The sequence below is a fragment of the Gudongella oleilytica genome, assembly GCF_004101785.1.
GTDB lineage: Bacteria > Bacillota > Clostridia > Tissierellales > Tissierellaceae > Gudongella > Gudongella oleilytica.
The window spans coordinates 703,341-725,959 of sequence record NZ_CP035130.1; the positions used below are offsets into that span (position 1 = coordinate 703,341).

24 protein-coding genes, 1 pseudogene and 1 other annotated feature are annotated in these 22,619 nt (G+C 38.6%); of the genes and pseudogenes, 20 read left to right on the plus strand and 5 right to left on the minus strand.

Annotated features, from left to right (window positions below; all coding sequences use genetic code 11):
- The first annotated feature begins 17 nt into the window (after positions 1 to 17).
- The 14 genes from EC328_RS03170 (at position 18) to EC328_RS03230 (ending at position 14,622) form a co-directional block, all read left to right on the plus strand.
- Positions 18 to 2,375, plus strand: a complete 2,358-nt coding sequence (locus EC328_RS03170) for a S8 family peptidase (RefSeq protein WP_128425457.1) — start codon at positions 18 to 20, stop codon at positions 2,373 to 2,375.
- 118 nt (positions 2,376 to 2,493) lie between these two features.
- On the plus strand, positions 2,494 to 3,105 hold the full coding sequence (locus EC328_RS03175) for a hypothetical protein (RefSeq protein WP_128425458.1): 612 nt from the start codon (positions 2,494 to 2,496) through the stop codon (positions 3,103 to 3,105).
- Between the two features lie 74 nt (positions 3,106 to 3,179).
- Positions 3,180 to 4,616, plus strand: coding sequence for a competence protein CoiA family protein (locus EC328_RS03180; protein WP_128425459.1), 1,437 nt, complete (start codon positions 3,180 to 3,182; stop codon positions 4,614 to 4,616).
- Between the two features lie 443 nt (positions 4,617 to 5,059).
- A complete protein-coding gene (locus tag EC328_RS11585; protein ID WP_206363908.1) occupies positions 5,060 to 5,218 on the plus strand; it encodes a hypothetical protein in 159 nt (52 codons plus the stop codon).
- A gap of 33 nt (positions 5,219 to 5,251) precedes the next feature.
- Positions 5,252 to 5,548, plus strand: a complete 297-nt coding sequence (locus EC328_RS03190) for a hypothetical protein (RefSeq protein ID WP_164906012.1) — start codon at positions 5,252 to 5,254, stop codon at positions 5,546 to 5,548.
- Positions 5,549 to 5,702: 154 nt separating this feature from the next.
- Positions 5,703 to 5,909, plus strand: a binding site (T-box leader).
- Positions 5,910 to 5,966: 57 nt separating this feature from the next.
- Positions 5,967 to 7,340 (plus strand): argininosuccinate lyase, encoded by a 1,374-nt coding sequence (argH, locus tag EC328_RS03195; protein ID WP_128425461.1) that lies wholly within the window; start codon positions 5,967 to 5,969, stop codon positions 7,338 to 7,340.
- A gap of 18 nt (positions 7,341 to 7,358) precedes the next feature.
- A complete protein-coding gene (locus EC328_RS03200) occupies positions 7,359 to 8,528 on the plus strand; it encodes an argininosuccinate synthase (RefSeq protein ID WP_128425462.1) in 1,170 nt (389 codons plus the stop codon).
- 12 nt (positions 8,529 to 8,540) lie between these two features.
- Complete coding sequence (locus EC328_RS03205; RefSeq protein WP_128425463.1) at positions 8,541 to 9,353, plus strand: GNAT family N-acetyltransferase; 813 nt, start codon at positions 8,541 to 8,543, stop codon at positions 9,351 to 9,353.
- A gap of 23 nt (positions 9,354 to 9,376) precedes the next feature.
- On the plus strand, positions 9,377 to 10,330 hold the full coding sequence (locus EC328_RS03210; protein WP_128425464.1) for a M20 family metallopeptidase: 954 nt from the start codon (positions 9,377 to 9,379) through the stop codon (positions 10,328 to 10,330).
- Positions 10,331 to 10,618: 288 nt separating this feature from the next.
- Positions 10,619 to 12,190, plus strand: a complete 1,572-nt coding sequence (locus EC328_RS03215) for an IS1634 family transposase (protein WP_128425465.1) — start codon at positions 10,619 to 10,621, stop codon at positions 12,188 to 12,190.
- 90 nt (positions 12,191 to 12,280) lie between these two features.
- Positions 12,281 to 12,505 carry an IS66 family insertion sequence element accessory protein TnpA gene (gene tnpA, locus EC328_RS11905; RefSeq protein ID WP_420841490.1) on the plus strand — a complete coding sequence of 75 codons (225 nt, stop codon included), beginning with the start codon at positions 12,281 to 12,283 and terminating at the stop codon, positions 12,503 to 12,505.
- Positions 12,506 to 12,706: 201 nt separating this feature from the next.
- Complete coding sequence (locus tag EC328_RS03220; protein WP_128425466.1) at positions 12,707 to 13,075, plus strand: helix-turn-helix transcriptional regulator; 369 nt, start codon at positions 12,707 to 12,709, stop codon at positions 13,073 to 13,075.
- Positions 13,053 to 13,937: an ImmA/IrrE family metallo-endopeptidase gene (locus EC328_RS03225; protein WP_128425467.1), complete on the plus strand. Its 885-nt coding sequence runs from the start codon at positions 13,053 to 13,055 to the stop codon at positions 13,935 to 13,937. Before EC328_RS03220 ends, EC328_RS03225 begins: the two co-directional genes overlap by 23 nt.
- Positions 13,927 to 14,622 carry a hypothetical protein gene (locus EC328_RS03230; RefSeq protein ID WP_128425468.1) on the plus strand — a complete coding sequence of 232 codons (696 nt, stop codon included), beginning with the start codon at positions 13,927 to 13,929 and terminating at the stop codon, positions 14,620 to 14,622. The genes EC328_RS03225 and EC328_RS03230 overlap by 11 nt, the downstream gene beginning before the upstream one ends.
- Positions 14,623 to 14,681: 59 nt before the next feature.
- Here the strand turns inward: EC328_RS03230 and EC328_RS03235 are convergent, their stop codons facing one another.
- The 5 genes and pseudogenes from EC328_RS03235 to EC328_RS03250 all read right to left on the minus strand — a co-directional run bounded on the left by EC328_RS03235 (position 14,682) and on the right by EC328_RS03250 (position 16,972).
- A complete protein-coding gene (locus EC328_RS03235; protein ID WP_128425469.1) occupies positions 14,682 to 15,038 on the minus strand; it encodes a hypothetical protein in 357 nt (118 codons plus the stop codon).
- A 215-nt stretch (positions 15,039 to 15,253) separates the two neighbouring features.
- Entirely contained in the window at positions 15,254 to 15,436 is a 183-nt protein-coding gene (locus EC328_RS11705; RefSeq protein WP_240671513.1) for a hypothetical protein, read from the minus strand.
- Positions 15,437 to 15,454: 18 nt separating this feature from the next.
- A pseudogene (locus tag EC328_RS11910) lies at positions 15,455 to 15,562 on the minus strand (recombinase family protein); the annotation flags it as partial.
- An 11-nt stretch (positions 15,563 to 15,573) separates the two neighbouring features.
- Positions 15,574 to 15,831, minus strand: a complete 258-nt coding sequence (locus EC328_RS03245) for a recombinase family protein (protein ID WP_164906013.1) — start codon at positions 15,829 to 15,831, stop codon at positions 15,574 to 15,576.
- Between the two features lie 328 nt (positions 15,832 to 16,159).
- A complete protein-coding gene (locus EC328_RS03250) occupies positions 16,160 to 16,972 on the minus strand; it encodes an alpha/beta fold hydrolase (RefSeq protein WP_128425471.1) in 813 nt (270 codons plus the stop codon).
- Between the two features lie 277 nt (positions 16,973 to 17,249).
- Between EC328_RS03250 and EC328_RS03255 the strand changes: the two genes are divergently transcribed.
- From EC328_RS03255 to EC328_RS03280, 6 genes are all read left to right on the plus strand, one after another.
- Positions 17,250 to 17,549: a helix-turn-helix domain-containing protein gene (locus EC328_RS03255; RefSeq protein ID WP_128425472.1), complete on the plus strand. Its 300-nt coding sequence runs from the start codon at positions 17,250 to 17,252 to the stop codon at positions 17,547 to 17,549.
- Positions 17,550 to 17,815: 266 nt separating this feature from the next.
- Positions 17,816 to 19,078, plus strand: coding sequence for an IS1380 family transposase (locus tag EC328_RS03260; protein WP_128425473.1), 1,263 nt, complete (start codon positions 17,816 to 17,818; stop codon positions 19,076 to 19,078).
- Positions 19,079 to 19,320: 242 nt separating this feature from the next.
- The gene (locus tag EC328_RS03265) at positions 19,321 to 20,382 is read left to right on the plus strand and encodes an NAD(P)-dependent alcohol dehydrogenase (RefSeq protein WP_128425474.1); all 1,062 of its coding nucleotides are present in this window, start codon (positions 19,321 to 19,323) and stop codon (positions 20,380 to 20,382) included.
- A 662-nt stretch (positions 20,383 to 21,044) separates the two neighbouring features.
- Entirely contained in the window at positions 21,045 to 21,371 is a 327-nt protein-coding gene (locus EC328_RS03270) for a hypothetical protein (RefSeq protein WP_128425475.1), read from the plus strand.
- On the plus strand, positions 21,313 to 21,570 hold the full coding sequence (locus EC328_RS03275; RefSeq protein ID WP_128425476.1) for a GNAT family N-acetyltransferase: 258 nt from the start codon (positions 21,313 to 21,315) through the stop codon (positions 21,568 to 21,570). Before EC328_RS03270 ends, EC328_RS03275 begins: the two co-directional genes overlap by 59 nt.
- Positions 21,567 to 22,409 (plus strand): hypothetical protein, encoded by an 843-nt coding sequence (locus EC328_RS03280; protein WP_128425477.1) that lies wholly within the window; start codon positions 21,567 to 21,569, stop codon positions 22,407 to 22,409. Before EC328_RS03275 ends, EC328_RS03280 begins: the two co-directional genes overlap by 4 nt.
- Positions 22,410 to 22,619 lie beyond the last annotated feature (210 nt).

Below are 22,619 nucleotides of genomic sequence, written 5' to 3' on the forward strand. Positions count from 1 at the left end.
AAGGGGCGGTGTAAAAAATGGCTGATGAAAGATTACCTATTAAGTTCTTTGCTAAAAGAGATGTAGACAATATGCGCGTGGAAGCTGGCGGCGGAGGAGATCCACCGAAGTTCGTATTAAGTCCAGAAGAACTAGAGATTAAGTCGAGAGTTTTTGTTGATACATTTCAGGAGTTTAGGACAGAAGTGCTGAAAAAGGAAAGAGAAAATTCTTTAATTCCCGTTGTTTTCAAAACGAAAATTATTGATGATGCAGCAGCAAAAACCCATCGACGAGAGGTAAGCAACCTGTTTAGGACTGGCACAGATAATAACGTTTTGGGGCTAGCTGATGAAGACGAACTGATCATCAAAGTAGATGATTCTCGTGAAGTAGATAAAATTCTTGAGCGTTTGAAGAATACTCAGCGCTATGCCCACGCTTTATCTGCTATTGACAGCATATCTGATTTTGAACCGATGATCGATAAGAGCGAAAGTGCTGAGCCTGTTGACTATAAAGTTAAACTTATTGATTTCCAAAACTACGAGCAAAATACAGCCATTAGAAACTACTTTGAAAGAACAATAAAGCAAATGGGACACGAAGTAATCAGGACCAACTATACATCAAGTCATATAGTCTACAATGTAAAAGGTGTTAACCTTGATGAGTTTATGACACTAAATAAAAATGAAATCTTTGAAGCTATATTTTCCATCGAACCTATGCCAAAGTATGCAGTTGCGCTTGATATGGAAGAAGATGATGCAACGATTAATATTTCAAGGCCTAAAGAAGGAAAGAAGTATGCAACGGTAGGCATCTTGGATAACGGAATAGCAGGCATACCTCATCTAGAACCATGGCTTGCAGAAGAAAGCTACACTGCATATCCAGAACCTTATGTAAAAAGGGATCATGGAACCTTTGTTTCTGGAGTCGTTGTCTATGGTGATCACTTGGAAGGTGAGAATTGGGTAGGAACTGAAGGCGTTAAAGTGCTGGATGCATGTGTTTATCCTGATACTGATAAGGAAGGCATCGAAGAAGATGAGCTAATTCGAAATATACAAGAGGCTGTAAAAGCCCATCACAGAGATGTGAAAGTGTGGAATCTGTCAATCAGCGTTATCAACGAAGTGGATGAATATAGTTTCTCCGATTTTGCTGTTGCGCTGGATGCGCTGCAGGATCAGTATGGAGTATTAATCTGTAAGTCTGCGGGAAACTGCAAAAATTTTAAGACAGGCCATCCAAAAGGAAAGATTCATCAAGGTGCTGATAGTGTAAGGTCAATGGTGGTAGGATCTATAGCACATAAAAAATCCGCACTCGATTTAGCTGATGTTGATAATCCATCCCCATTTACAAGAATTGGTCGTGGGCCATCCTACATCATTAAGCCAGAAGTAGTACATTATGGCGGAAATGCTGGAGTAGATGCTTCAGGGAGGATGGTGACAACGGGGGTTAAATCATTCGGATTGGATGGCGCTATCCGTCAATCGGTAGGGACAAGCTTTTCCACACCTCGTATTGCAGCGCTAGCAGCCGGTTTGCATCAGGAAATGGAAGAGGAGTTTGATCCGTTATTAATCAAGGCGCTGATGGTTCACTCTGCGAGTTATTCAGAGAATCTAAGTGTTCCAGTAACTGAAAGAGTAAATCAGGTGGGATTTGGGAAACCACAGCCCGTAAGAGAAATCTTATATAATTCACCTCATGAAGTAACCTTGATCCTACGAGATGAAATTGCAAAGGGTGAGTACATTGATATGATGGACTTCCCGATGCCTGATTGTCTTGTGGATGGTGATTACTTCACAGGACAAATCATTGTAACCTTGGTGTACAACCCTATTCTTGACTCAACACAGAGAGCAGAGTATTGCCAGTCTAATGTGGATATCAAAATGGGTACCTATGATGCGAAGAAGGACAGGGACACATCGAAAAGAAATATCCTTAATCCAGTAGGACGAGATGGTTCTCAGAATGTACTTCTTGAAGATTATTACAGCAAGAAGAAAATGAGAAGCAATACGGATGAATTTGCTCTCAAAGAAAGATTGCTGATTAAATACGGGGATAAGTATTATCCTGTTAAGAAGTATGCAGTTGACTTATCTGAGATGACTGATGGCAATCAACTCAAGTACTTAACGAAGGACAAGAACTGGTATCTGTACATAAAGGGACTTTACAGAGAACACATCGAAGTTAAGTCTCAAATGGAAGGTACAGTGCCAAGCCAAGAGTTCTGCCTCATTGTAACAATCAAGGATCCGACTGGGACAAAGCCTGTATATAATGAAGCAAACCAAAAGCTAAATGAATATAACTTCTGGCACAACAACATCAAGCTCCAAACAGATGTTACAATTCGCAACTAGTATAAGATGTAGCACATAGAAAAACGACCCCACTGAGTAGGCAGATTGAAGTTATCCAGCTACTTGGTGGGGTGTTTTTAGATGAAACAAATGGGATTGACTAAAGCGGAGGGTCTATATGGACAAAATGAGTATTTTAAATAGTTATATTGAGAAGTGTGATGAGAATATTGAGCAGAAGGATCAATCTAAAGCAGAAATGCTTATGGATGAAGTGATTGGCGTTTTCGAAGCAGAGATTCCGGATATTAAGTCCCAGCTAACAATGTATGGTTGGGGTGCGCCTTCTGTTAATTATTTCAAAGACTTAGCGGTGATAAAGGCTATTCTAACAAATTATCGAGCGAATTTAAAACGTGAGGATGACATTAGAGGCGCTGAGTTGGAAATGCTCAGACTAAAACAGTCTATTTTAAATTTAAATATCAATAACACAAATAATAATGAAGCATTATCGACAGCTAAGGCAAGTGCGGCAGTTAATGTGACGATAAAACAAACCTTAGAAAGTATTAACAATTTTCCTGAAGATGTCCTTTCAAAAGAAGAAAAAGAAAGTTTAGAGGAAAAAGTAGCTTCTCTTGAACTTTTGACTAAAAGCGGGGATAAGGAAAAGGCATCTAAAAAATTGGGATCCATTCTTAAATATGTGGCAGATAAAGGTATTGAAGTGGGAATTGCACTTCTTCCATACCTTGGGGAAATCTCGAAATTGTTACAAGGGAGCTAGAGTGAATAAACTTTACCTTAGGGAAGTTTCTGTAGGATTTTGCAAGTAAATCGAGTGTAGAGTGGGGTGATGGGTTGGCGTATTCATTTAAATTACCATATGGATTAAGAAAAGAAGGGGAAGTCGATAGGCTTTTACATATTTCTGAAATACTACCACATGAATCTGGTTTGAGGTGTAATTGTGTTTGTCCAAATTGTGGAGAAAGACTTCAAGCAAGGCTGCCCAAAACTAAAGAAGATTTTACACCTCGGTTTGCTCATCACAATGCAGATACCTGTGATTATGCTACTGAGACTGCTTTACATATGAAAGCCAAGGAAATAATTGAGAGAGAAAAAAGAATGATTATTCCTAGAGTAATAGCTTGTTATCATAATCTATCTAAAGAAGTATCTGCTGAACGTGAAGTATCTTTTGACCGTGTTGCGTTAGAACGCCGTGTAGGGAATATTATTCCGGATATACTCGCCTATAAAGAAGAGCGTCCTTTAATGATAGAAATAACCATAACTCATGGAATTGATGATGAAAAATTTGAGAAGATTGAAAATTTAGGAATTTCCACTTTGGAAATTGATCTATCTGATATGGATACAGACTTTGATCCGGAATTTTTGAGAAATCAAATTATCGATAGTACAGAGAACAAATACTGGGTTTATAACGCAGTAGAAGAAAAGGAAAAAGAAAGCTTAAAAAAAGAGTACTTACTGATACTCAAAAAGGAAGAAGAAGCCCAGAAGAAAGCAGAAGAAAAAAGAAAACGGCTTGAAAAATTCCATGAAGAAAAGCGACAGGGCAAAGCCGAGAGAATTAAGAAACTGCTCGATAGTAATTATCAAGAAGAATTGAGACAAACGTGGGAAAAGGGATTATCATCAGATCCAATCTGGATTAAAGCTTCAAAAGGAATGAACATCTCTTTACATAAAGTTCCTGAGTATATAAATGTAGAAATTCCTGGAGAGGTTGTTTTTGGATGTGATCGCAGAGTTTGGCAAGCATACATTTTTTATCGTTACGTCAATAATAAGGTGAAACTATTCAGGGACAAGACCTACCCTATATCAGTGAAGAGGATTCAGGAAAATGTAAAAGAAGAATTTAAAGGGAGACTAATTTATGATTTAGTATATATGAAAGATGTAGCTGGTTATAACGATGTACCTGACTTAACTCAAGTGATTTATGATTATTTGAAGAAATTACAAGAATACGGATATCTATTGGAATTGGAAGCGGGCCATATATTCTATTCCAAGTTTATTGTTCTTGATCCTGATAGCGTGTATGAAATGAGATTTATACCTTTAGAAATGCCTGAGTACAAAAAGATTGAGAATCTAATGAAGAATTCGGAATGGGATGAATGTAGAGAATTGATAAAAGAGCTATTACTGAAATACAGCCAAAAGGATCATCCTAAGTATTTTGATGCACTTGCTCATTTATTTGATTGTGTGATAGCAAGAAGCAGTGGGGCAATTCTTCTTGAACGGGATTTTTAGGATAGATTTATCCAGAAAAGCTACTTAGAAATAGTTTAACTGAAGAAGATTTCACTCGAGTGTACTTTGGGAGAAGGTTTTTATTTTAATAAATAACAAAAAAATGACCGCTAATTTCTATCGAAACAGGGTCAAAATATTAGGGTTTATAGCTAATAATTTCATAGAATTTACCTGAATTTTGGAGCTCATCTCTTAGCCGAGGTGGGCTCTTATTTTTATGCAATCACTTCTATTCATTGAATAATTAACGAGCAAAGTCAACCCTGAATATGCTCAATAAAGGCCATATTTCAAAAACAACTCGATATTTTGCATATATTTTTATCCATCTCGTATCAAGGCGTTCAAAAGGTAAGTACAGATTAAAGATTTGGAATTCTGGTCAAGCTACTGCGTATCATGTTGATTACGATGTCCCAGGAGATCTAAGGAATATTGTTATGCGGGACAAAGTTCCTTATGAGATACTTGAAGCTGGAAAGAGCTTTGAAGAACATATTGTTTATTCTATGGGAACGCCGTCAAAACTTACTGTGAAAACGATGTGGGAAGATGCAGATGGAGAGCAATATGAGAAAGAGCAAATCGTCTCATTTTAGTAGAACCTATGAGTATTGAAAGGGGATGGCAAATTGAAGTATTCAGAACTTGCAGTAAAGAAAATGCTTAAAGCCGGGGATTTGAGTCTTGAAGAACAGATCAAGTTTAACATCTTGAACTTCATCAGAACGATCCACCTTAATGAACTGGACTTCATAGAATCATCCTTCGGATCAGAATTCTTTGGTGAGCTGCCCATGACCTTTCAGAAAAAACCTGGCCAGGTGATGGGACTGATCACAGCGACTATCAATGGTGAGGTACGGAAGTATGTATTTAACGATAAAGGATATGAGCCATTGAATGATCTTCTTCAGTTACTGGAATAGTACCCTTAACTTCCCGTGATACTTCTGTTTGTGGTAATCTATTTCGCTGTCAAAAGGCATCGAAGTGGTCAGCTTTTATTATGTCATTTACATAAAAATTAATCTTGACATGAGAAGCATTTATTTTATATAATCTACCACAATATATTAATACTTTATGTCGATGAATTGGAGAAGTACCAATAAATAGCTTGGTATAGAGAGTCGGGGATGGTGGAAGCCTGATACTAAAGCCTTATGGGAAAAGAGCCAATGAGAATTCCTTTGAAACAGCAGTAGGAGGAACGTTAGCCTGCGTTAAGGTGTTGAGTGGACATGTATATGTCAATTTGAGTGGTACCACGGTGATCCCGTCTCTTAGTTTTTAAAGAGATCGGGATTTTTTTATTGTATATAACTACTAAAAGAGGTGATAATTGTGAAGCTATGGGGTGGACGTTTTGAAAATCAGACTGAAAAAGCAGCCTTTGATTTCCAATCCTCAATTCACGTGGATAGGCGGTTATACAGGGAGGATATTCTTGGAAGCATTGCCCATGCCAAAACACTGAACAGGTGCGGGGTGCTTACAGAGGATGAAACATCGAAGGTAGAAAAGGCTTTGAATGAGCTTTTGCAGGATATTGAGGATGGCAAAGTACAGATCGGGATGGACCATGAGGACATACATACCTTCGTTGAAAGCACATTGACTGAAAGGATCGGAGACCTTGGAAAGAAGATCCATACTGGAAGAAGCAGGAATGACCAGGTTGCAACGGACTTCAGGCTGTACCTTGGCAGGGAGGTTGACAATATAGTTGCTCTTCTTAAAAAACTTGAGGAGACCTTACTCAAATTAGCTGAAAGTAACCTCGACACCATAATCTCAGGTTACACTCATATGCAAAAGGCTCAGCCGCTGACACTTGGCCACTACTTTATGGCGTATTTTGAAATGTTCAGGCGTGACATCGAAAGGCTCATGGATGCAAAGAAGAGGATCATGATAATGCCATTGGGTTCTGGTGCTTTAGCGGGAACTACCTTTGACCTTGACAGAGAGTATACCTGCAGTCTCCTTGGATTCAACGACATAACCTACAACAGCCTGGACGGAGTAAGCGACAGGGACTTTACAATAGAGCTGGTATCAGGTCTTTCCATAATAATGATGCACCTAAGCCGGTTTTGCGAGGAACTGATACTTTGGTCTACAAGCGAGTTCTCATATGTTGAGATGGATGACGGTTACAGCACAGGGAGCAGTATAATGCCTCAGAAGAAGAATCCTGACATGGCCGAGCTTATAAGGGGCAAAACTGGAAGGGTATACGGATCGAACATGACTCTTCTCACCATGATGAAGTCACTGCCGCTGGCATATAATAAAGACATGCAGGAGGACAAGGAGGCAGTGTTTGATGCTATAGATACCGTGAAGGCTTGCTTGGAGGTGTTTGATGGAATGATAAGGACGATGAGGTTTAACAGGGACAGGATGTATGAGGCATCTGAGGATGGTTACACGAATGCCACAGATCTTGCGGACTACCTTGTCAGGAAAGGGGTACCCTTCAGGGAGACTCATGAGATATCAGGTCAAATCGTCCAATACGGGATAAAGGAGAAAAAGAAGCTGTCTGAGCTTACTTTGGATGAGCTTAAGGGGTTCAGCGAGCTTATAGATGAGGACATATACGGGGAGATTTCTGTTGAGACGTGTGTTAGTAAAAGGAACCTTATTGGAGGACCTTCTAGGGAGGCAGTAATGAAGTCTACCCAGAGGGGAAAGGATTTCTTAAAGAAATAGATGGGAGAGTGCTGAAATATGGATAAAGTGGTACTGGCCTTTTCAGGAGGACTTGATACATCGTTTTGTGTTTTGTATCTTAAGGAGAAGGGCTATGATGTGGTAACAGCAGTAGTAAACACCGGAGGCTTCAGTGAGGGGAAGCTCAAGGAAATAGAGGAGAAATCAAAGCTTCTCGGCAGTATCAAGCATTACACAGTCGATGCAACAGAGGGGATATATGAAAAGATCATGCAGTACCTCATAAAGCTCAACGGTCTTTACGAGGACGAGTATCCGCTGATGTGCGCTGACAGATATATCATAGCTGAGGAGATATTAAAAATTGCCAAGCTGGAGGGAACTGACATCGTCGCTCACGGATCGACGGCTGTTGGTAACGACCAGGTCAGATTTGAGGCATCGCTTACGACCCTTAGTCCAAATGGAAAGATCATAGCGCCCATAAAGGAGCTTAACATCACAAGGGCAAAAGAGATCGAGTATCTTGAGGAAAAAGGCTTTAAGGTAGACAAGGGGCTTAAGAAGTACTCGATAAATGAGAATATCTTTGGAATAACAGTTTCAGGTACAGAGATAGACCAGAACAAGGAACCTGACGAGTTTGCATATACTCTTACAAGAAGAGATGAATCAAAGACTGAAGAGTATCTGAAGATAGAGTTTGAGAAGGGGCTTCCTGTAAAGCTAAATGATGAGGAAATCAAGGGAATTGAGCTTATATCAAAGCTTAACGAGATGCTTGGATCCTATGGATACGGGAGCAAGATATATGTCGGTGACTGCATAATTGGGATAAAGGGAAGAATAATGTTTGAATCTCCAGCACTTCTTGCGATCATTGAGGCACACAAAAAGCTTGAGCAGATCGTCCTTACCAAGAGACAGATAATGTTTGGCAAGCAGGCTTCGACCCAGTGGTCAGATCTTGTTTACGGAGGACTTTATTACGAGCCGCTTGTAAAGAACATCGAGGCTTATACGGACTCAGTGCAGGAGAAGGTAAACGGCACAGTCATTATTAAGGTCCAGCCTTACAGCATACAGGTTGTGGAGCTTAGCTCGCCTAATTCACTGGTCAATGCCAACATTGCCATGTATGCACAGGAATCAAAATGGAGCGGAACTGAAGCAAATGGATTTATAAAGCTTTATTCGATGCAGCAAAGACTTGCAAATATTAAATAGGAGGAATAAATGATGATCGAATTGTTAAAGAAATATGAAAAGCTTAACCTTGAAGTTTTTATTGTTGTAAACAGACTGCACTGGAATAAATATAAAGAGCTTATGAAGGATTTCCCTTTTAAGACAAAATTCATCGACCCGGCAATTACTGAAGGGTATGATTTTACCTATGAAATGGTCCAGCTGAATGAAAAGGCATATGGAGTGGGAATGGCTGCACCGGACTGGGCTTTTGCTAACTTTGGAACTATCGGTGCAGGACTTACTGCAGGATTTATGATAGATGGAATACCTGTTGCAAAGCTTTGCCTGGTTGGAAATGTTTCTGATCCAAAGGTGGCTCATGAGTGGACCCTGCTGGTCGATCCAGCCCATGAGGGTGAGGGGCTGGGATCTTTGACCTTCGCACTTGCTATGCACTTTGTTCAGGATAAGGATTATCTGACATTCATAATCCAGACTGACAATGCAAGCTCATATATCTACCTGAAGAATATATATCCTTTGAATATCCTGTCATACGGATTTGTTCACACCCGTAAGAACAGCATGCTCATAAAGACTAAGGTACCTAAGGAGAATGTATTCGAAACTATATTGGGTAATACTCCTGCAAAATATGAGCTTAGTGACTATCCGATGGCAAAGGATGACCTGGAGAGTCTGGGAGATACCTTCTGGATCCCGCAAAACAATGCCAAGGTGTACAGAATGATCAACGATGAGATCAAGAACGGCAAGAAATATATCATAAAGGGCAAGAATTTTGAGAACAACATATCATATTTCCTTATATCCGAGATAGCAGCAGATCAGGAAGTATAATAATAAGAGAGCAGGAGGACCAGATGAAATTGTTGTCTGACCTGATTGGAATAAACACATACGAAGGTAACTATACTGAAATGATCGACTATCTGGTCAAAAGACTTGAAGCGATTGACGATTGTAAGGTCCATATCCAAAGGATCAGCGAGAACAAGACCAATGTGATTGGCATTTTCGGCAAGCCGGAGATAGTTCTGAACTGTCATATGGATACGGTGAAGCCTTCCAATGCATGGAGTCAGGACCCATTGAGCATGTATGAGAAGGATGGCAGGATCTATGGACTTGGATCCTGTGACACAAAAGGGAATATCTATATGGTTCTAAAGGCGATAGAGAGGGCTAAACCAGAGGACCTTATGGTATTATTCTCAGTTGATGAGGAGTCAGGTGTAAAGACAGGGGTAAAATATTTCCTTGAATCGGAACTTGTCAATGGGATCAAGCGGGCTGTTGTATTTGAACCTACAGAGCTTAAGCTTGTGAACAAGCACAGGGGCTATTACTCCTTTACTCTGGAGGATGTAGCAGAGTCAGCCCATTCCTCAACGAAAGCCAAGGGAGCGATCATTAAAGCAGCTCACAACGTTATCAGGCTTGATGAGCTTGGTTTCAATGTCGGGATAATCGAAGGGGGGACCGCAGGAAATGTGGTCTCCCAAAGATGTACCTACAGGGCATCCATACGGACCTTTGAATCTCTTGAAAGCATTCTGGATATAATTAAGTCTAACTGTGTTGATACAAGGATAGAAAACAGATTCAATGGACCGCCCCTCATAAATGGAGACCCTAAGTTCGATGGTGAATTTCATGAGGTGGATTTTTGGACTGAGGGGAGCCTTTTTCAGGAGGCTGGAATAAACACAGTGGTATTTGGAGCTGGAAGCATCAGGCAGGCTCACTCAGAGGATGAGTTCGTTGAAAAATGGCAGCTGGAAAAAGGAATCGAATTGATCAAAGAGATTATTTAAGACAAGAGGGACGATCTTATGACCTAACAGAATTTTTGATTTCGTCGCAGGTCATATGCAGCGAAGTCCAAATCTTTGATTTGGTGAACGCAGCTTCCTTCTTGTCCCGAATTGGACCCTGAGTTTTGGAGTTAAGTAACGAATATGACAATTCATGATCCCTGAAGTCAGTTCATTTGAGCTGATTTCAGGGATCTTTATTGTTCATGAATAAATATTTATTATGTCCTGTTATGTACGGTTATAATGTGATATACTATAGCTGAGATTATCCTATGGAGGTGGAGTATGTACGTAGCAATTACAGGATCAGGAAAGTACCGGGTGATCCAATTCCGGGAAGATACACGAATACCGGGAACCACCAAGAAGAAAACCCATGTGATCCAGACTTTGGGTAACTATGAGCGCATGTTGGCAGAGGACCCAGAGATCATCGAAAAGCTGAAGGCGGAAGCCAAACGGATGACTGCGGAGAAGAAGTTGTCTGCAACCCCGGTGACTCTGGAAGTGTCTTCCGAAGAGATTCTGGATGCCTCCGATGTCACCTCCTCTTATTACTTCGGACATGCGTTGGTTCTTCAACTATGGGATCAGCTGAAGCTGGATAGCTTCTTTGTGGAGCGGTCAGGAAAACGTGATGCACAGAAGGTCATCGAAGCCATATTCTACCTCCTGCTGCACCGTTGTGGAGATCCGAGCAGTGTCTTGGCTTGTGCCAAGGACCAGACCTATTATGCAGGTTTGGAGGAGATGAAACTGGACCGGATGTATGATGTGCTCGATGTCCTGGACTCCTGTAAAGACGATCTGATCGCCCATCTCTGCAGGTTTTTCGAGAAGAACACGAACCGTGACAACGGTCGGGCGTACTACGATGTCACGACCTATTCCTTTGAAAGCACCAGATGGGGCGAATTGCGGATGTTCGGTTTTCCGAAGGAACACAAGAATAATGAAGTCCAGATGGTCATGGGGTTGCTCATCGACAATAACGGGATTCCTGTTACCTATGAACTCTTCCAGGGAAACACCATGGACCAGAACACACTCATTCAATCGGTGAATCGGTTGAAATCCCTATACAAAATGGAGAAGATCACCATCGTAGCCGACCGGGGACTGAATGGAGGTGCAAATCTGGAGTATCTCTATACCCATGGACATGACTTCGTGATCAGCTATACCCTGAAAAGATCCTCACAGGAATTCAAAGAACTGGTCTGGGAGGAGTCCGGATGGAAGGACACACTGGATAAGACCACCGGGGAACTGGTTTCCCGAGAGAAGGTAGTCAGTCAGCAGCTGAAGGCTTCCATCAAGCGTGGCATGAACCAGTTTCTGGAAATGGAGCTGGAGACCGAAAACTGGACCTTGAGCGAAGAGAAGATCCGCGAAGCAGAGCGCTATGATGGATACTACGCCGTTATCACGAACAATCTGGACCTTTCTACACAGGAGGTCTATGACATCTATCGAGGACTGTGGAAGATTGAGGAAAGCTTCCGGGTCTTGAAGACCGATTTGAAGGCACGGCCGGTATATGTCCATACCGATGGACATATCAGAGGGCATTTCACCCTCTGCTTCCTGGCCTTGAGTATGTTGCGCTATGCCCAGCATCTTCTGGTGCAAAACGGTGAGCAGGATGCTTCAGCCGCAAAACTCATGGAAGCCATCCATGACCCCATTGCACTTGTGCAAGGTGAATTCCCGAATTTGATTGTCACACCGACCCGCGTAAATGCAACCTACCTGACCCTGGGCAGAATCCTTGGGATGAAGCCGCTGAGAAAGAACATGACCCTTACGCAGTTTCGCAGCTCGACAAAACTGGATCTGACGAAGAATCTGAAATAATCGGACAAAAAAATCACCCTTGATCTGACTTGAAACAAGTCAGATCAAGGGTTCTCTTCTTTTGAACTCCAAAACTCAGGACTTATGGATATGCGAAGTTTAGAGCATCAAGCGAATGTAAAAGAATGGCGCGAGTTGATTGCAGAATGCAGAAACAGTGGGAAATCGGTAAGGGGTTGGTGTGAGGAGAACTCAGTAAGCCCAAGTAAATATTACTACTGGCTAAGAGCAATAAGAAACGAGTCCCTTATACTTGCAGGGAAAAGTCTGGCTGTTCACAAAAACTTCATTAACATAATCTTTAATCATCAATAATATAAATGTACCTGTTTATATCCTACAATAATTTATAGACTAATTTTTTATAAATTGGATAGTATAATAATCAAATGTTACTTTAAATTTCATTTTATCAATTTTATTTTGATTTATAATTAAAATTTGACATTTGGTGTAATTTATAGTATCATTTAATAAACAAAGGGCATACGTATAGTATTGAAAGGAGGCCCAGCTATGAAAAAATTATCTACTTCTAAACTTGCCAAAACTGTAAAAACAAAAAGAGATGAAAAAGAATTGACACTTGTACAATTAAGTGAACTTACAGGCATAAATAGGGTAATGCTTGGTCGTATTGAAAAAGAGGATTTTATTCCTTCTATTACTCAATTCGAAGTTTTATCTAATACACTAGAATTTGATATCACAGATTTGTTTATAGAAGAAAACCAATATGAAAACTCTTTTGTGGCTATGCGCAGTGAAGCTTTAAGCGATAGTGAAAAAGAAGGTGTTGAAAAACTTTTTTCAATGATGCTATCTCTTAGACAACAAATCAATTTAAGGAGCAAGTTTGAAAATGAGTCATTCAGTCGTTCTTAGTGAAATACAAATTGAGGAAATCCGCAAACTTGCTGAAAGAACACGTCAAAGTTTAGGGTTTGTAGGAGACACTCCTATTGCTAACGATATATTTACAATTCTTGATAATGAGGGAATTTTATTATTAGAATACCCTATTAAATCAGAGGGTGAAAAGCCAGCTTTTTCTGCTGCTCTTATGTATTCAAAAGAAGGCAATAAGGAACTTGCTTTTATTGGTTTAAATACTGCTGATTATTTTGATAAACAAATCTTTGCTATTGCTCATGAGTTATATCATTATTACACTAAAACTGGCTCTCATCTAAGCCGTCCTTCTGAAGAAGAAAATGACTTAATTGAAAAAACAGCTAACCGATTCGCTGCAGAGTTCTTATTACCAGAAAGCAATATAAAGAGCATTGTTCTTAAAGAGTTTAAAATTTCATCTCTTGAGAAAAAGCAAACAAAAACATTGCTACGCTTCATTGCAAGATTACAGTGCACTTGGTGGCTTCCATACCGCTCGCTTGTCAAAAGACTAAAAGAAATTAATGCTATATCTGATGACCAATATTATAAATTATTTGCAATTGATGAACGAGATATGGCTGGTGAATATGGCCGCATGGGTAGAGCAATTAATGAAGAAGTATTTTTAAAGCTAAATAAGGCAACAAACAACATTGGTACTTCTCCTAAAGATATAGAAATCATTATTCGTAACTTTGAAGATGAGCTTATAGATGAGGATAAATTTACTAATACATTAGCTCTCTTTAATAAAAACCCCGATGACTTTGGTTATGAATTTGAAGTATCAGATGAAGATATAGAAGAATTTGAAGAATTCTTTAATGGGGAGGTTGGAGATGAAAGTTGATTTAACCTCCTCAAACCCAGCATTAGAAAGCATCTTCAGTAATCCTAATCAGATTATAACTTTAGATGCTAATTTTCTTATTCCGCCAGACAGAAGCAAATATGCTAAAGTTAGCTTTGACTTTGATGTGTTTAAACGAATTTGGATAGAACCTATATTAGAAGCCTTTCCTAACTTAGCAATTCATGAAGCGGTATATGATGAATTCAAGTCTACATCATTAAAACTCTATGTAGATACAAATATTAATGCTAATCCTACTAAGTTGATAGTTCATAAGGATTCTTCATTGACTATGGAAGAGCAGATACTTAGGAATTCAATAGAGGGAAAAACATATCCTTTAACAAAATATGACCCAATGCTTGATAATAAAGATGATCGTGGTGAAGTTAAATCGCTGTCATATATTGCTGTAAAGGGACTACCTTATTTTGCCGCACATGATTCAAATGCTATTCAGCTAATAGAAAAGGCTGAAACATGGAGAACTGGTTTAGATAATGTACAAGCTATTAAAATGTATGAACTTATTTTTTATCTTTATAAAACGAACAACAGTAATAATAAGTCCCTTAAAATGTTGTACAAGTATCAATATTATTTAACCAAGCAAGAAAAGAATATAAATCCGGAATGGGGAAAATTCATTGAAGCAATGGTTTCCTTATATCCTGTGGTTTAATAAAAAAACCCACCAAGTAGCTTGATAATTGCTATCTGCTTACTTAGTGGGTTTTATATTTATTTAGCTTTTTTCTTATGATTTACCCAAATGGTGCATGTAATTCCACATTTAAAATGTACTTCCACCCTATGATTGTTGAAAAGTATTCCTTTTTTGTAAATGACATAATAAAAGTTGACCACTTCACATCCTTTTTCAACTGTTTTTCTAAAAATATCTTCCCTGAAGTCTTCATCTTCAACTTCATCAATGTATTTAAGGAGTTCATCAAGATGGTTCTTAATGTAAATAGTATCCTGATTATTTTCATTTAATCTTTCAAATTCTATCTTTAGAATTTCCTGTTCGTACATTAAATGTTGCATCGTAGCCTCATAAATCGGGTCATTTCTTGAAGGTGCTCTGCCAGCCATTTCGCTGATTCTATCAGTTATTTTTTCAATCTGGAGTGTAAGTTCTTCAAGCCTTGCTTCTTCAGCTTCAGATAATGAATATTCATCTATAATATTTTGTGCTTCCTGTACTATAACGTCTTTCTTCTTGCTTTAATCCAATTAGTAGCTTCATAAACTCTTTTTCTAAATCTTCTTCCCAGATATATTTTGAACTACAGCCTTTGTACTCTTTATCAAGCCTTGCAGCCGACCTGCACTGCCATACAGTAAAAAAGGACTTTTTCTCTGTTCTTAGTATGGGTAGTTAGTCTTCTTCTTGTTACCGGTCTTTGGCATTCTCCGCAGAAAAGCATATTCGAAAATGTTGCAATTCCGATATATCGCATGCTGTACTTCCCATCTGGGTCACGTAGCATTTTACTTCTTCTTTTAAGCTCCTGTTGCACTGCATTCCAATCCTCTTCTGATATAATTGCTGGATGGTTATTTTTAACTAGGAATTTTGGCTGATGGTCTCTGTTTCGAACTCGCTTGTGTGTTAAAAAATCTAAAGTTACTGTTTTTTGAGCAAGGCAATCACACCCATGTACTTTTCATTCGTTAGAATTTTATAAACTGCATCACAAGTCCATGTAACATTCCCTCTGGCAGTTAATTCTTCATCTTCTGTTAATCCTTTCGCTATTGAGGGAGTACCCTTCCCGTTTAAGAATTCTTCAAAGATTCTTCTTACCACTTTAGCTTGCTCTTCATCTATTATTATGTTTCCATCCTTATCTGTGTCGTAGCCTAAAAAGTAAGTTGTAGGCATGTGGACTATACCTTGCTGAAATCTTTTTTGTACTCCCCACTTGGTGTTCGCCCCGAGTAGCAAAGGATAAGCAAGAAAATACGAAAAGGATAAGCATAAAGACATAAAAAAATAACCCACCTCAGTTATGAGATGAGCTACATTTTTTGTTTTAGAACAAGTTTCTTCCTATTTGTGACCTAACAGAATTTTTGATTTCGTCGCAGGTCATATGCAGCGAAGTCCAAATCTTTGATTTGGTGAACGCAGCTTCCTTATTGTCCGGAATTGAACTAAATATGAGAAAACAGCCCATCAGATTTCTATGATCCAGTGGGCTGTTTCTTTATTAAACTCTGGCAGCCAGATCTGCAATGACTTGAGTAGCTTTGTCTGGATTTTCTATTACCAGTAGATGGGTACAATTTTTGAACGGCTCAAGCTTAGAATCCGGAATTTTTTTATTTAAGTATTCCGCAGTTTCCCTGGAGTACAATGTACTTTTTTCGCCATAAGCTATTACAGTTGGAACAGTAATGTTGCCCAATATATCTCTGTAATCGTTATATGCCATGGCATGCCACATTGCATACATTACATGGGGAGTGTTTTTCAACGTCTCTGCCATTGCACCTTTTACCATGTTCTCATCTAAGTAAGGAGCTACTTTCCTTAAGAATGGATCGGCAAAATCGGCAAAATCGTTGCACATAATAGTCATGTCATCAAGTGCATCCTGCAAGAAATATTTTCCATGCCATAGCCCCATATTCCAGTTTTCATCATTCAATAACTTTGGCGTCATATCGAATAATACTATTCCAGACAATTTTTCAACGCCATATTTCTTTACATAGTTAAATGTTGTCGAAACCCCCATTGACCATCCAACAAGTGTTATATTTTGGAGATCCAGGTGTTCCATCAACTCTCTTAAATCTTGGGCAAATCTGTCAAGAGTAAGCCCTTTCTCTGTCCTATCGGATTGGCCGTGTCCTCTGAGGTCATAAGAAACAACCTTGTATTGCTTGCTTAGTTCCTGAATTTGTGGAGCAAATCCTACATTATTTTGCGACCAACCGTGAACCAGAACTATTGGTTTTCCTTCTCCTTGGACATCATAATAAAGCTCTACATTATCACTCGTTTTGAACCTTGCCATTTTTGACCTCCTTTTGGTTTAAAGTAATGCTATCTAATATTATTATAGACCTAATTGAAAATATTTACAAATATGTAATGTTTATGGGATAGAATATGACATAATCAAACACTATAGTGGGTAATATTTTCTCCAGGTGGTACAATTTGTATGGTAATCGGATTCTTTTTCTTTTATCACAATTTATCTCATTAAATTATTTAGTATTCTTCAATAAAAAGACTAAGAAATATATTGATAAATTAAAGGGATATTCTATTGAGGGGAGGGCTAAGAAATGAGCTATGATAGTATAATAAAGTGTCTTGATGAAGCAGTTAGAATAAGTAGAGGTGAGCTTAAAGGAAGAAGACATAAAATCATAATTAGACCGGTTTCTAATTTTGATAAGGAAGAAATCAAAACACTAAGGGGAAAATTGAACCTTACCCAGATAAATTTTGCACAATTATTAGGAGTATCTAAGAAGACGATAGAAGCTTGGGAAAATGGCAAGAATACTCTCCCAGGACCAGCAAGAAGGATTTTTGAGCTGCTTGAAGAAAATCCCAATTTTGTGACCTATTCATTTTGGTAACTCGAAAATATTTATAATTAACCCTTAAATCTCCCATAACACAACACATTGAGGCAGATTGATTATTACGATATAATAATACCTAGATTCTACGTGTGAGACATCGAAATAGCCCTTAAAGCAAGCTGTAATAATGATTAAGCCAAAACCGATCTTTCACCCATTGGGTGAAAGAAAACAATAGCAGAAAGATACTATTTATATGTTTTTTGCCTTGCTCATTGGGTAAGAATATAGCAATAGAAACGCTGCGAAGGAGATGGCCTATGATTAATAAAATTGATTTTAATGCTAAGAATCTAACCTCAAATGCAGGACTTTTCCTTCTGCTAGAGAATGTAAAAAACAATGCCATTTTTGAGATGATTGAAAATAATCTCATCTTTGAGAGTGACTCTGTAAACAAAATCAAAATGAATCATATTAAGACCATGCTCTGTGGACATTTTATAGGTATAGATAAGCTAGAACGTTTGAAGCTCTTAAAAACCGATCCGCTCGTTCGTGAATTCGATATTTCTGTAAAAGAACCTGAAACAGTATCAAGGTTCTTGGGGAAATTCAACTTTAAGACAACACAAATGTTCAGAGAAATCAACTTCAAAGTATTCAAAAAACTACTGTCTAAAAGCAAACTGACATCCATCACTATTGATATTGATAGCAGTGTTATAAACGTAGAAGGCCATCAAGAAGGCGCTACCAAAGGATACAATCCTAAAAAGCTAGGCAACAGGTGCTACAATATCCAGTTTGCATTTTGCGACGAATTGAAAGCATTCGTCACTGGGTTTTTTAGAAGTGGCAATACTTACACTGCAAATGGTGCTGCTGAACTGATTAAAGAAATCGTAGCTACCCTGAAAAAAGACGACTTAGAAATTTTATTTCGAATGGATAGTGGTTACTTTGATGAAGAAATCATTGAAACAATCGAGTCTCTTGGATGCAAATACTTAATCAAAGCAAAAGCTTATTCAACACTTACATCTCAGGTGGCGGATTTATCCATTCCATTCGTTAAGGGTACAGAAGGTAGAGAAACTACAGAATTGTTTACGAAGTTAGATAAGTGGGAGAAAAAAAGAAGATTTGTAGTATCTCGCGTACTAAAACCAGAAAAAGAGAGAGCGCAATTATCACTTTTAGAAGGCTATGAGTACGAGTATTTTTTCTTTGTGACAAATACAAAATTGCTGTCAGAAGCGGTGGTTATCTCATATGAAAAGCGTGGGAACGCTGAAAATTATATCAAAGAAGCTAAATACGACATGGCAGTGGGTCAACTTCTGCTAAAATCATTTTGGGCAAATGAAGCAGTCTTTCAAATGATGATGTTATCATACAATCTGTTTCTGTTATTTAAGTTTGACTACCTTGCCGTGTCTGAATACAGACAGCAAATCAAAACATTCCGTCTGAAATACGTGTTTCTTGCTGCCAAAATTATTAAAACGGCTAGGTCTGTCATTATGAAACTGTCTGAAAAATTTCCTTATAAGGAAGTGTATGAAAAATGTTTATGTTGAGTTTTGAAAAGAATGTCCTTAATATTTCAGGTCTAATGTTGCTTCAATAAGGGGCTTATTAAGCGCTTTCAAAATCAAGTGCTATAAGAGTATTAGAAATGATTTTGTTGAAAGGGGGTGCATGAAATGTTAAAATGTAGAAGCAACTACTTGAATTCTTCGTAGGTTCATCGGAAATATCGATGTTTAATGGTTTTCGTAAAGCGACGTAGAATTTAGGTATCAGTGAAGGAGGCTTCAAAATGAAAGGTTTTGCAATGAAGAGAATCGGTGAAGTTGGTTGGGTTGAGAAAGATGCTCCAAAATGCGGGCCCTTGGATGCCATTTGCCGTCCAATTGCATTGGCTCCTTGCACATCTGATATACACACTGTATATGAAGGTGCACTTGGGGAGAGGGAAGACATGATACTTGGGCACGAAGCTGTTGGAGAGATAGTTGAAGTTGGTGAGTTGGTCAATGACTTTAAAGTTGGTGATAAGGTCTTAGTACCGGCAATCACTCCTGATTGGGGGGCGCTGGAATCCCAAAGAGGATTTGCCATGCACTCAGGGGGAATGCTTTCAGGATGGAAATTCTCAAATTTCAAAGATGGAGTTTTTGGAGAACTATTCCACGTTAACGAAGCAGATGCAAACCTGGCCCTATTGCCAGAAGGTATGGACCCAGCAACGGGAACAATGCTTAGTGATATGGTTCCAACAGGTTTTCATGGTGCAGAGATGGCTGAAGTAACTTATGGAGAAGATGTATTGGTAGTTGGAATTGGTCCTGTGGGATTGATGGCGGTTGCAGGATCTGCTTTGAAGGGGGCAGCTAGAATATTAGCTGTGGGCACAAGACCTAACTGCATTGAAGTTGCAAAAGAGTACGGTGCCACAGACATAATCAGCTACAAGGAAGGTCCAATAGAAGAGCAGGTTATGTCACTTACAAGGGGTAAGGGTGTTGACAAGGTTATTCTTGCAGGAGGAGGCTTGGAAACATTCAAAACCGGTGTAAAAGTCATAAAACCTGGAGGTATAATCTCAAACATAAATTACCTGGGTAGTGGTGAGAATATTGAAATACCAAGAGTTGAATGGGGAGTTGGTATGGGCCACATTAAAATAGTGGGTGGATTGATGCCAGCAGGTAGAATGAGAACTGAAAGACTAGCTAACTTGATCATGGCTGGCCGTTTGGATCCATCAAAACTGCTTACCCACAGATTTGAGGGCATGGAGAGTTTGGATAAAGCCTTAGATCTTATGCATAGGAAGCCAGCTGACTTGATCAAGCCAGTTATTACTATCAAGTATTAAACAAGCGGGGACGGTTCTTTTTGTTTAAAACAAAAAGAACCGTCCCCGACGTTTTGGGTATTTTCATTTACTTCATATCTTCAATTGAATTGTTGGCCACGACCATTCCAAAACCTACTGCTCCCTGTATTCCAAAATAATTAATAACGATGTTATTGATGAAATAGAAAGTCATGTAGACGAAAATGATAGGAACAGCAGGAAGCTATACTCTAGAAAGATCTGTAAAGAAATTGATAGAATGAATAATATAATTAAAGAAAAGTTGAGTATAGTAAGAAAATTTGAAAATAAAATTTAGACTGTTGTATTATTCTATATTAGCCATATATTATATTAGGTATATGCCTAGTAACTGCCTAGTATAATCCCACATTTGACAGTTAAAAATCAAAAAAAGCTTAGAACATGTTGTAATAACAACGTTCTAAGCTTTTTCATATTACTCGAAAAGTGCGTACCTTTTTTAGCATAAAGTAAAGACCGAGAAAAGCTATGAGGAAGTTTTGGATACCTTAAAGGTAAAACTTAAGGAAAGAGGCTTTGGAGTCTTGTGGGAACTGGATAATAATTATATGAGGTATTTGATTTGAACGAATTATTCAGTAGAGATAAAGCGGACCTTTTCAATATTATATCGAGTTATGTACCATTAAAATTGATTGGAGAAAGACAGATTAAGTTTATTAAATACCTTGGAGAGGATCTGGGTTATGATTGGGAATAAATTTTTATATGATCTATATAAAATAAATGACTTGGACACAAGTTTGAACCAGCTTATGGAGTCATTAAAATCAAAGGATGAAAACTTCATTGATAGCTTAAATACTCCTGTTGATTCAGAGGTTTGTGATGAGGATGAAATCATATATTTGACTAAAGCATCAGCATTAATTGACTACTATAGTTTTCAGGAGGTAATAAAGCGTGGAAATAACAATCAGAAAAGTAAAGCCGGAGGATCTGGACGTTATTCCGGAGTATAGAAATCAAGGTGTAGCAGCAAAGCTTATGAAGCATCTGACAGACGCTTCTTTGAAAAACGGACGCAAGGGACTCATCCTCACCTGCAAGGAGCATTTGATCCATTACTACTCCAAGGTTGGGTTTGTAAACTTGGGTGTATCTGATTCTACTCATGGAGGGGCAGTTTGGTATGATATGATACTGGAAATACAAAAATGAAAAAGCATATTAAGTTTCCGATCTACTCCCTCACAGTTCTAATTTTGATTTTTGTTACCATAGCTATTATGCCTTCTATACGAAGCCATATCATCATGGGAGCAGCATCATGGAAGGAATCATTTAATGTTGTCGGCAAGAATGACGGATTGAGCATTCAATTTGCTGATCCTGGTAGTGCCCGAGCTGAGGGTCTAAGCTGGTTTCCCCGCATGCTCCTATTCAATGCTACTGGGGTCCCACTTTCCGATCTATATATTTCCGAAGAGGGGACTGCAGATATTTCCATTTACTACACCTTTGGAGATTTTGTCCAAGGCAGATCTACGATATATGACATTGATTCCCCGTATAGCAGTGCTTTTTATGGAGCTTATACTATAAGGTTAAAGCCTGTGGAAGGCTCCGTTGACCTCAGCTTGATGGAACTCATTGAGTCTGTTACTATGTACGATTACACGAACCTTATACTTTCCCAGCTTGGATTGAACAGTGAGGATCTGTATTTTGAGGCAGAAACAGATAGTATAAGTAATTATATTAACGCATTTGGATCAGATGGATGGGTGAAGATCGACGCAAAAATTAAAACTCGAGCAATGGCTCACAAAGCGAATGGATTTAAGCAGCATTACCTTCAATTTGGTAAGCCAAAAACTTATAAAGAAGATTTTGATTTCCCTCCTATGACCTTATTTGGAAGGACCTATGCTAAGTGCTTCAAAGAAAAGGATATCTATGTTATTTTTTACATTCAGGCAGCTGATGAGGGTTTGGTAAATAGTACGGACAGATATCTTTTATCTCAAAGTAAAGTTAGTATAGAAGATCAGAAATAGCCCTGCAAATTTTGCACCATGCAAATATTGCAGGGCTATTTTTGTTGCTTTTTTGCAATCTACTATCGCTAAAAAAAAGAATCGCTACAAAATAGACATTTTATTTTATCGAAAATACTTGGCTCGAAAATTGCATATATGTATTGTGAATAAGTGTATTGAAAATTGACCATAGAAGGGAGTGTAAGGGGAAAGCGTTAGCAATAAACT